This is a genomic window from Prochlorococcus marinus str. MIT 9314 (genome assembly GCF_000760035.1).
Classification (GTDB): domain Bacteria; phylum Cyanobacteriota; class Cyanobacteriia; order PCC-6307; family Cyanobiaceae; genus Prochlorococcus_A; species Prochlorococcus_A marinus_B.
The window spans coordinates 262208-276038 of the sequence record NZ_JNAO01000013.1 but is presented as its reverse complement, the minus strand read 5'-3'; the positions used below and the strand labels follow the sequence as shown (position 1 = coordinate 276038).

Genomic DNA, 13831 nt, shown 5'->3' with positions numbered 1-13831 from the left:
ATGGATAATTCATACTTTTTCTAATTCATTACAAATAGAATGATACATTATCTGGGTTACGGTCTGAATTATTGAAGTCTCATCTGATGGGACTCTAAAAATTTTCTTAACAAAATCATGCTCAGGACAATTTTCACCAGAAATTAATACCGTTTTAATATCTAAACTATTTGAAAGTTTTAAGGCATTTAGAACATTTTCACTTTTACCTGAGGTACTCAAACCAATTGATAAGCCAATATTTGAAGACAGTGCTTCAATTTGACGACTAAAAACAGAGCTAAATGCAAAATCATTAGACCAGGCAGTCATAAAAGAAGTATCAGCAGTAAGTGCAATACTTCTATAGGATTTTCTATCTTTTCTAAGATATGTGCCCATAAGCTCAGCCGAAAAATGTTGAGCATCTGCGGCAGATCCTCCATTACCGTATATTGCAACAATTTTGTTTGCAGAATTGGATGCAATAATACTTTCAGATAATTCAGAAATTGTCTGATGGAATTCATTTGAATTCGAAATTATTTTAATAATTTTTTTTAATCTCTCTAAATAATTAAGATTTTCTGATTTTTTCATTGATCACAAAAGATTATTTGGCTTCCTGAGGAGCAAAATTTTACATCTACCCAAGTTTTGATTTTTACAGAATTTTTTATCGCTTCATGGCTAGATTTTGGAGCCCAGCAAATAAAAAATCCACCACCACCTGCACCCATAAATCTTGTACATAATGAGCCAGAAGATTCGGTATCAAAAATTATTTGATTAATTTTTTCAATATTCCTATCTCCATTCAATTGTAATTTAATATCTCTTATTTTTTTTGTTATTAAGGCATGTTTATCAATACTTTCTTGTTCTGAGAAGAATTCAACTCCCTGAGAATTCAAATCAGCTAATTCTAAAAACATATCATTTTTCTCTTCTTTTGAAATAGATGCTATTACATTTTTTGCTGCGACTTGCGAGTTCCTTGATATTCCATCAAATCCCATTAATAAATTATCTTGAAGGTAGTTCAGGTAATCAGGATTAATGATAAATCTTCTAGGTCTAATACTTTGTTTATCAGCCTCTATTAGAATTAAACCTCCAAAAGCTGAAGCACACTGATCCTGGATACCTACAACCTCTTTTAATACATTTTGTTCAAAGTCAATAGCTTCAAGAGCTAACTCTGTTCTGCCAATATATTTATTATTAATAGCTCTCATTGAGTTAATTAAGCCTACAGTAAAAGCAGAGGAACTACCTATACCACTGCGTGCTGGCAAATCACCTGTATATGATATTTCTAGAGGTGAGTTGTTTGAGTATTTTCTTATAATTTCTCTAGCGGAAGGATGCTTAATATCGTCTACACAACTAGCACTTTCAATTTTTGAATAACAAATCCTATATTTATGATCAAAAAACTTGGGAATTCTTCTTACTGACTGATAACAATAATAATCTAGTCCTGCACATATAACTTTGATAGAATTTTTTTGATACCAACCTTTGTAATCTAAGGATCCTCCATAAAAAGATAATCTATATGGTGTTCTGGATATAAACATCAAAAAAAATGTCTTTTTTTATTATATATCAAATAATTTATTTATTATCTTAAAATATTGTTCGTTAGTATTTGAAAAATACCTATCAAGGTTTACTTTTGAATTATCAATTAATGATCTTCTCAAGGAAGAATCGAGTACTATATCTTTTATTTTGTTCAGAATTTGTTTGGGATTATTCTTCTCAACAATTAATGCGGTTTTATAATTTTCATAAAAATCTACATAACCAGGATTTCTTGTTGTAATAACAGGAACTCCACAGGCTGCAGCTTCCAAATAAATTCTTGGTAAACCTTCCCCATAAATTGTTGGATGAACAATACATAAAGAAGAATCATATATAGTTCTAACATCCAATGAATAAGGCACTATTAAAAGGCATTTCCTAATAATTTCATTTTTTTGAATAAGTCGATTAATTTTTGGAATATCTTTGTGAGGCACTACTATCCTAAATTTTAGTGATTGATCAGGGATAATATTTTTGAAAATAAAATTATAAATATAAACCAAAGCTAGGAAATCATTAATTCCCTTTAGATTATTTAATCTACTTATCATTGTTATATATTGCTTATTGAGATCAATTTCATACTTTGGATTAAATTTAAAAAAGTCTTTATTTATCCCAGTACCCGGAAGTATTGATATATTTGACGGTATGTTAATTCCTCTATTTAAAAAATATATAAAATCAGAACTATTTAGAACAACAGTATGATCAAAAAAGAAATTATGTAAAATAAAATATAATTTTTCAAATAATCTTCTAGCTATTCTCTCGCAGATTGATCTTGATGAAAAAATTCTTCCAAGTCCATCATAATTTGCAATTTTTATATTACATCTATAAAAAAATAATGGAGAATACAAAATACACTTAATAGTGTAAGAGAGTAAAATGTTGATGAAATTAGTATTTAATTTATGTTTTTTTATATTGAAAACATTAACTTTAGATAAGTAAAGGTTTTCCACAACTTCTTCTTTTTCACAATCTGATAAATATGTCTCATTTAAGTAAACGAATTCAACAATATATCCATTTTTTACGAATTGTTTTGCTAATTCATATTTGAAATTCCATAAAAACCATAAAGTATTAGCGAAAAATATTATCTTCTTTTTTTTATTAATATTAACCAAGTTCTAATATGTGAAGTTTTTTTGATTATACATTTGAAAATTGATTCTTCTTTAGTAGCGGCATAGCTTTTATTAATTCACTTACTCCTTGTTCAACTGATCTACTAGCTTTGAAACCAGCATTTTCTATTTTTTCATTACTTACAATATAGTTTCTTTTATCAACATCCTCTCCTATTTCAGAAATAAGATAAACAAATTTTGGTAATTGTTTCTGTATTAGTTGACATAATTCTCTCTTGGATAGATTTGCATTACTATACCCTAAATTAAAGGTTTGCCCTTTTATGTTTGGATTATTAATAGCAAAGATGAACCCATCAACTGCGTCATCAATATGTAAATAGTTTCTCTTAAAATCTGCCTCAAATAAAACGACCGCTTTATCAAAAAATGCTCTATAAGTAAAGTCATTTACTAATAGATCTAATCTTGGTCGAGGACTGACTCCAAAAACTGTAGCCAATCTAAAGGTTATTGCATTACCTTTATCTAAAAGTACTTTTTCAGCTTGAACCTTCATTTTCCCATAAAGAGAAATAGGATTTAATTCAGATTCCTCATTACAAAAAATACCATCTTGCCCAATACCATAACCACTATTTGTGCACGGATATATTATTAATTGATTGGGGGAAGATAATTTAGAACATAGAACTACAGAATCAAAATTGACAGTTTTTGCAGCAACTTTATCTTTATCACAAAGTGGAGCTCCAGTCATACAAGCCAATGGAATAATTACATCAGATTCTTTTATTAAGGGAGCCATTAAAGCTTCATCTCTTGCATCTCCAATAATTATTTTACATTTTGGATGTATTGAAGGAATTATGAGGCTTGTCCTTTCATACATTAAATTATCAACACAAGTTACTTCATGACCATTTTCCAAAAGTTTAGGAATTAGCTTAGATCCTATATAACCTGCAGCGCCTGTTATTAATATTTTTGCCATAAATTGTGATTTAATATTTATATTAAGAATAAACTACACTTAAACAAAAATTTCAATTATTTAATTTATAAGATAATCTTAAACAATTTTCATAAATATCTTTTTTATATATAGTCTTAAACCTCCAAGTTTCAATCGCATTTTTTCTTAGATAAAGATACTTATCATGATTTTTTGAGATTTCTAGAATTTTTTTTGTTGATGATTCATCAATAATTATAGAATTAAAATTATCTCTACAATAATTCTTTATATTGCCTACATTTGTAACTATTGGAACTATCCCAAGTTGCATAGACTCTAAAACTGAAATGCCCATGCCCTCAGATAAACTACTTTGAATGAAAAATGAAGATTCTTTTGCAAAGTTTTTTATTTTATCAAAACTCATTTCTTTATATATTTTTACATTTTTTTCTAGATCTAATTCAATTATATATTTCCTTAAATTTAAATAATCTCCATCATCTGGACCAATTATTATAAATTTACTTTTCTTTATCTTTTTATATATTGAATAGAAAATATCTATTGACTTTCTTATATTTTTTATTCTATGTAATCTGCCCCAAAATATAAAATTTGTTTCAACTGAATTAAATGGTAATGGTTTCTCCTTATTCAAAATAAAACTAATTACCTTATTAGTTTTTTTCTTATTTATAAAAATAAAAGAATTCAATCTATTTGTAAGAGTAATTTCAGAATCAGCCCAAATTTCAAATGATATAATTCCTATTAAGTTATTAAAAAAATAATCTACAAAGTTTAGATTTGAACTATGGAGAAATAATATTATTTTAACTTTTGGCTTTAAAATTTTAATAAAAATGCCAACAATACAGCTCTTCCATAATGAAATTATTAATACATCAGGAGAGTATTTTAATATTTTGAATACTGATAAAAAAGAATCTCGGAGATAATCTAGAAAATCCAAAATTTTAGATTTATAATTTCTTGATTTTTGTGAAATATAAAATAAGGAAAAGAAAATATTTCCTTTTGAAATATTTTTTGCAGTTTTCGCTGCACATTCAACTCCTCCCGTACAATCCAAGGGTAAAAGATGAATAAAACGAATAAGTTTATTTTTCAAAAAAAACTCAAGAAATATTAATTAGCATAATATAAATTATTTATTATTTATTTTTGACAAATTTTTACCCTTAAAATAATTCAAAATATGACTATAAAAACAAGTTGTATCTATGCATTCGTGACAGTTTTCCGTATATATTTTTATGTCTGAGGGATCACTAGATATAAATATACCTTTTGGGAAATGATACCCAGTACCAAGATCTCTTTCAACATAACAAAATCCAAAATTACTGAGATCATAAGTTGAATTATTATATTTAAATTTATTTGTTTTACTTAAAACTTTAGAAGAGTTTAAAGCGAAGTTGATTGTATTGTTTACTGGTTCATATCTTTCAATAAATAATTTACTATTTTTCATGTCTCTAAGCGAAGCTAAAGAATCTCTGAGATTTTGCAAGGCTAATTTATCTTTACATTCAACATTTATATCAGGATGCATCGAAGGAACAAATTTATAATTTGATTTTTCTAGACCAATCAAATTAAGCAAATCATTCTCTGAATCTAAAGTAATTTGGGGGATATACTCGCCCCAATTAATTGCTTCTTGCCCTAATGCAGAGACTACCCAAATCTTGCCTCCTCTATTCTTTTGGAAATCTAATAGTAAACCTATTTGATAATCACTTATTTGGAGTGCAATATCAAGCGATGCTGCATTAAAAGAATCTCTTATATTATTATTCTTATTTTCTTTGAAATCCTCTGGGAAAGAATCTTTCCAATATCTATGCATTATTCCGGCAACATGATTCGTAAAAAAAGTAGAAAATTGAGGCTTATGCTTTTTTAAAAGTTTAAAATATATATCAAATCCAAGAATAGGCTGAATTAAAGATCTTCTATTTTTATATTTTTTGTTTAATATTTCCAGAAAAACATGACTAAAAATTTTGTATAAAGTTTTAATTGAAAACATTCCACTTAAAATGAGCTTTAAAAATTTTCTTATATCCCTATATTCAATATCTCTTGTGTGGGCTTTGTTCCTCATTGTAAGAGCAAGATTAAAATCTTGAAAATCCTCTAAATATTTTGGATATGCATTTGGATAAGGCGCAAAGGTATCTGGCAAAAAGAACTTTACATTTTCCCCCTCGAGAGGAGGGAAAGATTGAAGAGATCCGAAAATGCCTATTGAAAATCCCTCTTCTCTGAGCTTTTGCCATATCGGTGGAAATTTATTTGCTGCTGAAATATCTTGGTTTAGAAATTTTATTTTATGTTTTTGAGAATTAACCCCTCTATGAAAAGTAGGCCAAGAACTCCAAGGATGGAGTTCACCCGAATCACTTGTGAAGGTTTCTGAATATCCATCCTTAATACAAAGTTTTGCTAAGTTGCTTTCAGGATATTTATATATGAAATTTTCTAGAACTTTTTTGGGTATTTCATTTAATTCATAGATTATTAAACTTTTATTATTTTCATTTTTCATATCTAAATTTAAAAAATTAGATAAATTTCTTTAAGTAATTTTAACTCAATCGTAAATTAATAACAAATTTTGAGTATTTTGTTTTAATTAAAAATTTGAATAATTATTAAAATTCAATTTTTAAAATAAAGAGTACTTGTAATTTTTAACTTTAAAGGTCAAAATTATAAAAAAGAAGAAATAATAATTTAAATGAAGGCAGTAATTTTAGCAGGAGGATTAGGGACAAGGCTGAGTGAAGAGACTCAATTAAAACCAAAGCCAATGGTAGAAATTGGAGATAGGCCAATTCTTTGGCATATAATGAAAATCTTTAGTGCATATGATGTTAATGAATTTATCATATGCTGTGGATACAAAGGCTATGTTATTAAAGAATATTTTGCTAACTATTCTTTGCATTCAAGTGACATAACATTTGACATGTCATCAAATACTATAAAAGTGCACAAAAAGAATGTTGAGCCATGGAAAATAACTCTTGTCGATACAGGAAAACTTACAATGACTGGGGGCAGATTAAAAAAAATTAAGGATTTTTTGAACAACGAAACATTTTTCATGACATATGGCGATGGCGTAGCGAATATAAATATTAATGAACTTTTAAAATTTCATAAAATAAATAAAAAGAAAGCTACTCTTACTGCGGTTAAACCTCCTTCAAGATTTGGAGCTCTTGAAATTAATGAAGATAATCTTGTTGCCCAATTTAAAGAAAAGCCAATAGGTGAAAAAGCATGGATTAATGGTGGATTTTTTGTTTTAGAACCTCAAGCCTTAAATGATATATCTGGTGAAGACTCAGTATGGGAAAGAGAACCATTAGAAAAATTAGCTAAAAGTTTACAAATTAGTGCTTATAAACATGATGGATTCTGGCAACCAATGGATACATTAAGAGATCTCATTTATTTAAATGAATTGTGGAGCTCAAATTCAGCTCCCTGGAAGATTTGGTAAATGACACTCAGAAGTACATTTTGGGAAAACAAAAAAGTATTTATTACTGGAAATACTGGTTTTAAAGGTACTTGGTTAACAATTTTATTATTAGAATTAGGTGCAAAAATAAAAGGATATTCTTTATGTGTAGAAAAAGAATCATTATTTAAAAAAGTATCTAAAGAATTAAAAAATCAAATAGAAAATGTGATTGGCGATATAAGGAATTATGATCTTCTTAAAAAAGAAATATCTAATTTTAGACCAGAAATAATTATTCATTTAGCTGCACAACCATTAGTAATAGAGAGCTATAAAAATCCACTCCAAACTTGGGATACTAATTTGATGGGCACTTTAAATTTATTAGAAGCAATAACTCATACAAATTTCTCAGGCACTTCTTTAATAATTACAACTGATAAGGTTTATTGGAATGATAATTTAAATCAAGAATTTTCTGAAGAGGATTTTCTTGGAGGATATGACCCTTATAGTGCTTCTAAAGCAGCTACAGAGATTGCTGTGGCGAGTTGGCGTTTATCTTTTTTGAATAATAAATCTATAAAATTAGCCACGGCAAGAGCTGGAAATGTAATTGGTGGTGGAGATTGGGCAAAAAACAGAATAATTCCTGATGCCATTAAATCAATTCTAAAAAAAGATTCTCTTAAGATAAGAAATCCATATTCAACGAGACCTTGGCAACATGTTTTAGACCCCTTAAATGGATATTTAAAACTAATTGAATACCTTGAAGAGAATAATATTAATCATGAAAATAAAATATCTTCGCATGCATTTAACTTTGGTCCTAACACAACTTACAATAAATCGGTATTAGAACTAATAGAAAAAATATATTCTATTTGGCCAGGAAAATATCATTTCGATAAAAACACGATTTATCATCATGAATCAGAAAACTTAAATCTTTGTATTAATAAATCTCAAAAATTACTAAATTGGAGTCCTAAATTAAATTTTGATTTATCTGTAGAAATGACAACAAATTGGTATAAAGATTTTTATTTAAACTCAAAGCATGCAATGGGTATTTGCCTTAAGGACGTCAATAAATATTTAAATTTATAGCTCCTAGAGGATAAAATAACAGCAAAAAATTTATGTTATTTTAGTTAATGTAATATATAGATTATGGTTAAATCTAAAATACTAATAACTGGTTCAAATGGCGTATTGGGAAATGCTTTCAGGAGAAATAAAAAACTTTTTAATGATTATGAGATTGTTTATACAACTGGTAGAGATTGTGATCTAACAAGCCCACAAGAATGTAATAAACTTTTTGAAAAGATAGAACCCACTTTTGTATTCCATTTAGCTGCGAAAAGTGGTGGGATAGGTTTAAGCAATGAATATCAGGCTACATTATTTCGAGATAATTTATTGATGGCAATTAATATTGCCGATAATTGTGTAAGAAATAAAGTAAACAAATGTATTTTCACTTTATCCGTTGGAATGTATCCTGAAAATGCAGTACTGCCAATTAAAGAAAAGTCTAACTTAACAGGCAGTCCTCATTCATCTGGAACTGGCTATGCATATGCGAAAGCTATATTAGAACCTTTAATTAAAACTTATTCAGCTCAATACAAAGTTAATTTCATTGGCCTAGTACCAAATGGGATATATGGACCTGAAGATAACTTTGATCCTGAACATTCAGCGATGTTACCTTCACTAATCAGAAAGGCTTATTTAGCAAAATTAAATAATGAAAATTTAGAGGTATGGGGAGATGGTACCCCATTAAGGCAATATACATTTGTAGATGATTATGTTCATATTTATAAATGGTGCATAAATAATTTTAATCTTCCAGAAATTCTTAACGTGGGCACCTCTGAAGAACTTTCAATTGATCATATTGCAAAGCTAATTTGTAAGTATTTTAAAATTGATCATAGCAAAATAAACTATCTTACTAACAAACCAAAAGGGATATTCAGAAGACCAATGGATAATTCTAAATTTATAAAAGAATCTGGTTTTAAATTTACACCCCTTGAAGATGGAATAAAAGAAACATGTTTATGGTTCAAAAAAAATAAAGACTTTATTACTATCCAAAGTAAATCTTAATTTAATTTTTTACAAAATTTATTAAAAAAAATATTATATAGAATTTATCCCATTGGGGGATAATAAATATTTATTTATATTTTCATTATTCTCAACATAATTATGGGATATAAGAATTGTGCATCTGATAAATTTCAGATTACCTAAATTTTTCAAAATTCTTATTCTAGATTTCTCATCAATTGCTGATAAAGATTCATCTAAAAATAAATAACTAGGTTTTTGGTATAGAGCTCTTGCCAAGGATAGTTTTTGTTTTTGTCCACCAGATAAGAGCTCCCCATTTTCCCCACACATTTTATTTGCAAATCTGAAATCTTTTCCAATAATCTCCCTCATTCCTATTATTTCAATTACTTCCTCTAGAAGTTTTATATCACAATTCTCAAGTAAATTTTGGTTAGTGATATTTCTCAAAATAGTATCATTAGGAATAAATTGATTTTGAGATAAGTAAGCTATTGAACTCAATATTTTTTTCTTTTTTATTAATTCCTTATCATTAAGAATTGAATTACTCCAAATAGGAATTCCTTGAATATAAACTTCTCCAGAATCTGGAGGTACAAGACCACAAATAATATCAAGAAGAGTTGATTTACCAGTTCCATTATTTCCCATCAAAACATTTACTCCTGATTTAAAACAAAAACTTAATCTTTTTAATATCACTTGATTCTTATTGTACTTAAAAGTTATATTCCTGAATTCAATTACGTTAGATTCATTATGACTCAATATAACTTTTTGATGATCTAAATTGTTCAGTTTATTTTTATTAAATAAGAACTTTATATCTTGACATACTGAGAATGCAAAACCTTTATATGCCATTACATTGGCCCAACTAGAAAATAAAGTTTGAATTACGCTAATTGCTCTTAAAAGAGAAAATAAAATTGCTGGATTACGAAAAATTTCTCCAAAACTATTATCCCTTAGTAAAAAAATTACAGCGGATATTAATATGATAGGTTCTAAAATATACCTAGAAAAATTGGAATAAAAAGCTATAAAACTTCCATTCATCCAAGTTTTTTGTATCAACCTTTCTTCATTGAATATTTCTTGATGTAATGTTTGAGCAAAGAAAATCTCTCTAAAAGAGGAAATTAACCTTACATTGCCTAGCATCAATTGATTAAGGTTATCCTGATGATATGCTGAAATTTTTGTTAATTTTTTCTTTGCAAATACAGAAATCCCCAAAAACAATAACCCAGTAAAAGAGATTAATAAAATAGTATTAGTATCTGAATTAAATAAGACATAAATAGCAGATATTAATAGAGTTAAAGCGCAAATAATTAGTTGAAAGCAGGAAAATAAGGAATGTATAGCAAGCTCAACATGTTTTGAAAGCTTATTTATATAAAATCCCTTTTCATTTCTTTTAAATGTTATGTATGGGAGTTGTAAATAAGAATAGACAAGATTTGTATGAAGACTCGTACCAACACATGCTGTGGTAATTACAGTCGAATAAAGCAATAATAATCTTGAAAAAGAAATAAAAATAATTGTTAAAATTATTAAAATAGGTGGTGATAATTCCCAACTATAAAAAATAAAATTATCTTTATAATCTGCTGCGATGAGAAAATATAATACTAAATCTAATAAAGTAACTAAAAGAGAAAAAATTAAATGCTGAGAAATTAGGTATTGTGATTTTGTATTTACATTCTGAAGAATATCTTTTAAAATTTTGTAAGCATGATACATAATAATTAATATTTTTCTAAAATTTAGTTATAAAAATCCTTAAATTGTTGACTTTAAGATTAGCATTTACTATTTGAATGTATTGATTGTTTACTTGTTCACTCTAACTCAGCCAAGAGAGCTTATCAAAACTTTTAGTAATAAATTTTCTAGAATTTAGCTTCCTAAATATTTTTCTTACTAGCTTATAGTGCTGATAAAAGGTTATTGCTAATAAAAGTTTATTAAGTAAAAATACTAGATTTTTGTGAAGAAAATCTCTTGAATGAGAAATGTGTTAAAAGAGTAAAAGAACTGAACCTAAGAGTAACTCTATATTTCGTTTGTGAACAAAATTCCCAGAGAGGTGATTCAAGTTAGAGATTATTTTTGAGAAACTTATTTAAGTAATCATGCTTTCCTGAAGAAAGAGGAAACAAAATTCGGATTACAACAAAGATTAAATTTTGGAGAGATGTTAAGTCACAAGTTGAAGCGTAAAAATTGTGGAGACAAAAAAATTATAAATTTTATTCAATTTAAAAAAATCTTTTAAGGAAATAAAACTATAATTTAATTGGTAAATAAATCTTTATGTCTTTAATATTACTAATTAATGAAGGGGAAGAGGATCTTAATGATGAGTTTAAATATTATTTTTCTAAAAAATTTAAAGCCATATATGATTTAGCTTTTGGTAAAAACTTTTGTCATATCATTAATATCAAAAAAATTCAAAGTTACAATTTTAAAAATGGAGATTTTTGTCTACTCTGCTTCTATCCAAAACTTGATGAGCTAAAAAAGCTAAAAAAATATATAAATGATAAATATTCTTATCTAGGAATGAATCTTGCTGATAGTCAACAATATTTAAGTGAAATATTTTCTTATTATGCAAAATTCTTAGATTTCTGTTTTACTGGAGAACTTGGTGAATCTTTTATGTATGAATCATTTTACGGAATTGCATCTTTTCATCATCCTTTATTCATTATTAAGACTAAAAATATATTCGAGAAGCCTTCAAAACTGGATGAATCATGTAAAAGAATTTTTGACTTTGTTCACTGTGGAAGAATTGATAATGAAAGAAGAGGAAGAAACGAAATTTATAATAATCTAAAAAATTCTAAAATTAAATTTTTATTTATTGGACCTTCTAAAAATTGTAAGTTTTTAAAGATGAGAGAATTACATGGAAATTTCAGAAAATGTAAATTTGGTATAGTTAACGCCTCAGCTCCATCATCGAATCCATTATCTAAAAGAAAAATTACTTATCAGCATCAGTTCAAAGGAAAAATTTGGGAATATATGGTTGCGGGTTGTATCCCAGTTCTTGATCATGCTCCAAATTCCTATGCATTTGAAATGAAAGAGGGCGTAAATTATTTTAGATTAAGTGATTTCTCAGAGAAAAATTTGGAAAGTTTACTTGAAAATGATGAATCAATAATAAATAAAATGAGGGAGGAAAATTTTAATTTAATTAAAAAATATTGTTCGATAAATAGTTTAAAGAAAAAATTTAATTTATTTTCAGAAAGTTCGATGTTGCACACCTCTAAAAATCAAGAAATTTCTATATTTTATGAATTAATCTGTAAGGCTTCATATGACTACAGCATACTTAGAAAAAAATTCTCTTTCTCAATAATATTTTCTGGATTTTACTTTTATAAAATATTTAATAAATTTTTTAGCAAATTCTTATAACTATAAAAAATTCTACCGAAATCTTCAAGAAATGATCTCATTAAGTAAAAATTTCGCGTAAGTTTTATATCTATATTTATCTGCAGCTTTAGATATTAAAAACTCATATATATTTCTTCTATAAATTTCTTTTTTTTCTTCAGACATTTTATTTACATAATTAGAAATTTTCTTTAAAGCCCCACGTTTATTAATTCTTAAGTAACAATCTTTAGGAATAGAATTAATTTCAGGACCATAATATATAGGTATTGAGCCGGCTAGCATAGGATCAAATAATTTTTCTAAAATAATTTTAGGTCTTCCCAAAAAAGGTTCAATTGCTAATGAGAAATCGTACTGATTTAAAGTTTCAGATTTCAATTTAACTGTTCCATTAGATTTTGTAGAATATCCAAAAATATTTATAAATTTCAATACTAATTTTTTAATATATTTGTTCCTTAAGATTATAAAAATCAAAGGCATATCCATCGGAATTTGCCTTCTTTCCCAACCTTTACCATATAAATCAAATATTTTACCTTCATATAAATTTAAATCTTTTACAATTTTTTCTCGAAATAAAAAAGAAGAATTTTTGTTTAATGCATTTTTATTACTAGCAATAAAATTAATTTTTTTCTTCCTTTTTGAATTATTTATAAAAGATTTCATATCTTTTATCTCCTTTACACTTGGAAGAGTAGGTAAAGTAAAAGTAGAGGTTTTATAGTTTCTAAATTTATAATTTGAATCAATTGTATTAAGAATGATTTTTTGAAATAAAAATGGGATCATTAATAGATTTCTACTTCTGGCTACAGGAGTATCCTCTATAATCAAAATAGTTCTAGTTTTAAAAATGATATTCCTAAATTTTATTTTGAATAGATTTATCAAATTTGGGATGTCCCAAAAAATTATCAGATCATATCTAGAATGATTTTCTTTATTATAATTTTCTAAATATATAGCAGACTTCTTACATTCTTTAAAAAACTCAAGCCCTCTCCTACTTACTTCTGTTATTCTTAAACCATCATTAAAAACTCTATAATCTTCTGATTGCTTTTCCATATCTTTAAAATTCGCCTCCCCATAATAAGAACTAATCCCAATTAACATCATTCCTAAACAAAGTAAAATTTTATCACAACT

Annotated in this window: 12 protein-coding genes; 4 read left to right on the top strand and 8 right to left on the bottom strand. The window is 26.8% G+C overall.

What is annotated here, in order from left to right:
* Window positions 1-9: 9 nt before the first annotated feature.
* Genes EU98_RS00650 through EU98_RS00675 form a run of 6 tightly spaced genes read right to left on the bottom strand, consistent with a single transcriptional unit; the run spans window position 10 to window position 6214 of the window.
* The gene (locus EU98_RS00650) at window positions 10-579 is read right to left on the bottom strand and encodes a D-sedoheptulose-7-phosphate isomerase (RefSeq protein WP_032516475.1); all 570 of its coding nucleotides are present in this window, start codon (window positions 577-579) and stop codon (window positions 10-12) included.
* The gene (locus tag EU98_RS00655; RefSeq protein WP_032516474.1) at window positions 576-1562 is read right to left on the bottom strand and encodes a hypothetical protein; all 987 of its coding nucleotides are present in this window, start codon (window positions 1560-1562) and stop codon (window positions 576-578) included. Before EU98_RS00655 ends, EU98_RS00650 begins: the two co-directional genes overlap by 4 nt.
* Window positions 1563-1583: 21 nt before the next feature.
* Window positions 1584-2711, bottom strand: a complete 1128-nt coding sequence (locus EU98_RS00660; RefSeq protein WP_032516473.1) for a glycosyltransferase — start codon at window positions 2709-2711, stop codon at window positions 1584-1586.
* Window positions 2712-2736: 25 nt separating this feature from the next.
* Entirely contained in the window at window positions 2737-3669 is a 933-nt protein-coding gene (locus tag EU98_RS00665; RefSeq protein WP_032516472.1) for an NAD-dependent epimerase/dehydratase family protein, read from the bottom strand.
* Window positions 3670-3721: 52 nt separating this feature from the next.
* Window positions 3722-4768 carry a glycosyltransferase gene (locus EU98_RS00670; RefSeq protein WP_032516471.1) on the bottom strand — a complete coding sequence of 349 codons (1047 nt, stop codon included), beginning with the start codon at window positions 4766-4768 and terminating at the stop codon, window positions 3722-3724.
* Window positions 4769-4804: 36 nt separating this feature from the next.
* Entirely contained in the window at window positions 4805-6214 is a 1410-nt protein-coding gene (locus EU98_RS00675; protein ID WP_032516470.1) for a hypothetical protein, read from the bottom strand.
* Between the two features lie 192 nt (window positions 6215-6406).
* On the opposite strand from EU98_RS00675, the gene rfbF reads away from it, so the two are divergent.
* The 3 genes from rfbF (at window position 6407) to EU98_RS00690 (ending at window position 9268) form a co-directional block, all read left to right on the top strand.
* A complete protein-coding gene (gene rfbF / locus EU98_RS00680) occupies window positions 6407-7177 on the top strand; it encodes a glucose-1-phosphate cytidylyltransferase (protein WP_032516469.1) in 771 nt (256 codons plus the stop codon).
* Entirely contained in the window at window positions 7178-8254 is a 1077-nt protein-coding gene (rfbG, locus tag EU98_RS00685) for a CDP-glucose 4,6-dehydratase (protein ID WP_032516468.1), read from the top strand.
* A 63-nt stretch (window positions 8255-8317) separates the two neighbouring features.
* Window positions 8318-9268: an NAD-dependent epimerase/dehydratase family protein gene (locus EU98_RS00690; RefSeq protein WP_032516467.1), complete on the top strand. Its 951-nt coding sequence runs from the start codon at window positions 8318-8320 to the stop codon at window positions 9266-9268.
* A 33-nt stretch (window positions 9269-9301) separates the two neighbouring features.
* On the opposite strand, the gene EU98_RS00695 is transcribed toward EU98_RS00690, so the two are convergent.
* Window positions 9302-10993: an ATP-binding cassette domain-containing protein gene (locus EU98_RS00695; protein ID WP_032516466.1), complete on the bottom strand. Its 1692-nt coding sequence runs from the start codon at window positions 10991-10993 to the stop codon at window positions 9302-9304.
* Between the two features lie 573 nt (window positions 10994-11566).
* Here EU98_RS00695 and EU98_RS00700 point away from each other — a divergent pair.
* The gene (locus EU98_RS00700; protein WP_032516465.1) at window positions 11567-12691 is read left to right on the top strand and encodes a hypothetical protein; all 1125 of its coding nucleotides are present in this window, start codon (window positions 11567-11569) and stop codon (window positions 12689-12691) included.
* A 24-nt stretch (window positions 12692-12715) separates the two neighbouring features.
* Here the strand turns inward: EU98_RS00700 and EU98_RS00705 are convergent, their stop codons facing one another.
* Window positions 12716-13750: a glycosyltransferase family 10 domain-containing protein gene (locus EU98_RS00705; RefSeq protein WP_193743048.1), complete on the bottom strand. Its 1035-nt coding sequence runs from the start codon at window positions 13748-13750 to the stop codon at window positions 12716-12718.
* Between the last annotated feature and the right edge of the window lie 81 nt (window positions 13751-13831).

Bases quoted from the DNA above. Each gene is read 5' to 3' on its own strand.
- rfbF (WP_032516469.1), top strand. From the start codon at position 6,407: ATGAAGGCAGTAATTTTAGCAGGAGGATTAGGGACAAGGCTGAGTGAA.
- EU98_RS00705 (WP_193743048.1), bottom strand. From the start codon at position 13,750: ATGGAAAAGCAATCAGAAGATTATAGAGTTTTTAATGATGGTTTAAGA.
- EU98_RS00655 (WP_032516474.1), bottom strand. From the start codon at position 1,562: ATGTTTATATCCAGAACACCATATAGATTATCTTTTTATGGAGGATCC.
- EU98_RS00675 (WP_032516470.1), bottom strand. From the start codon at position 6,214: ATGAAAAATGAAAATAATAAAAGTTTAATAATCTATGAATTAAATGAA.
- rfbG (WP_032516468.1), top strand. From the start codon at position 7,178: ATGACACTCAGAAGTACATTTTGGGAAAACAAAAAAGTATTTATTACT.
- EU98_RS00650 (WP_032516475.1), bottom strand. From the start codon at position 579: ATGAAAAAATCAGAAAATCTTAATTATTTAGAGAGATTAAAAAAAATT.
- EU98_RS00665 (WP_032516472.1), bottom strand. From the start codon at position 3,669: ATGGCAAAAATATTAATAACAGGCGCTGCAGGTTATATAGGATCTAAG.
- EU98_RS00700 (WP_032516465.1), top strand. From the start codon at position 11,567: ATGTCTTTAATATTACTAATTAATGAAGGGGAAGAGGATCTTAATGAT.
- EU98_RS00690 (WP_032516467.1), top strand. From the start codon at position 8,318: ATGGTTAAATCTAAAATACTAATAACTGGTTCAAATGGCGTATTGGGA.
- EU98_RS00695 (WP_032516466.1), bottom strand. From the start codon at position 10,993: ATGTATCATGCTTACAAAATTTTAAAAGATATTCTTCAGAATGTAAAT.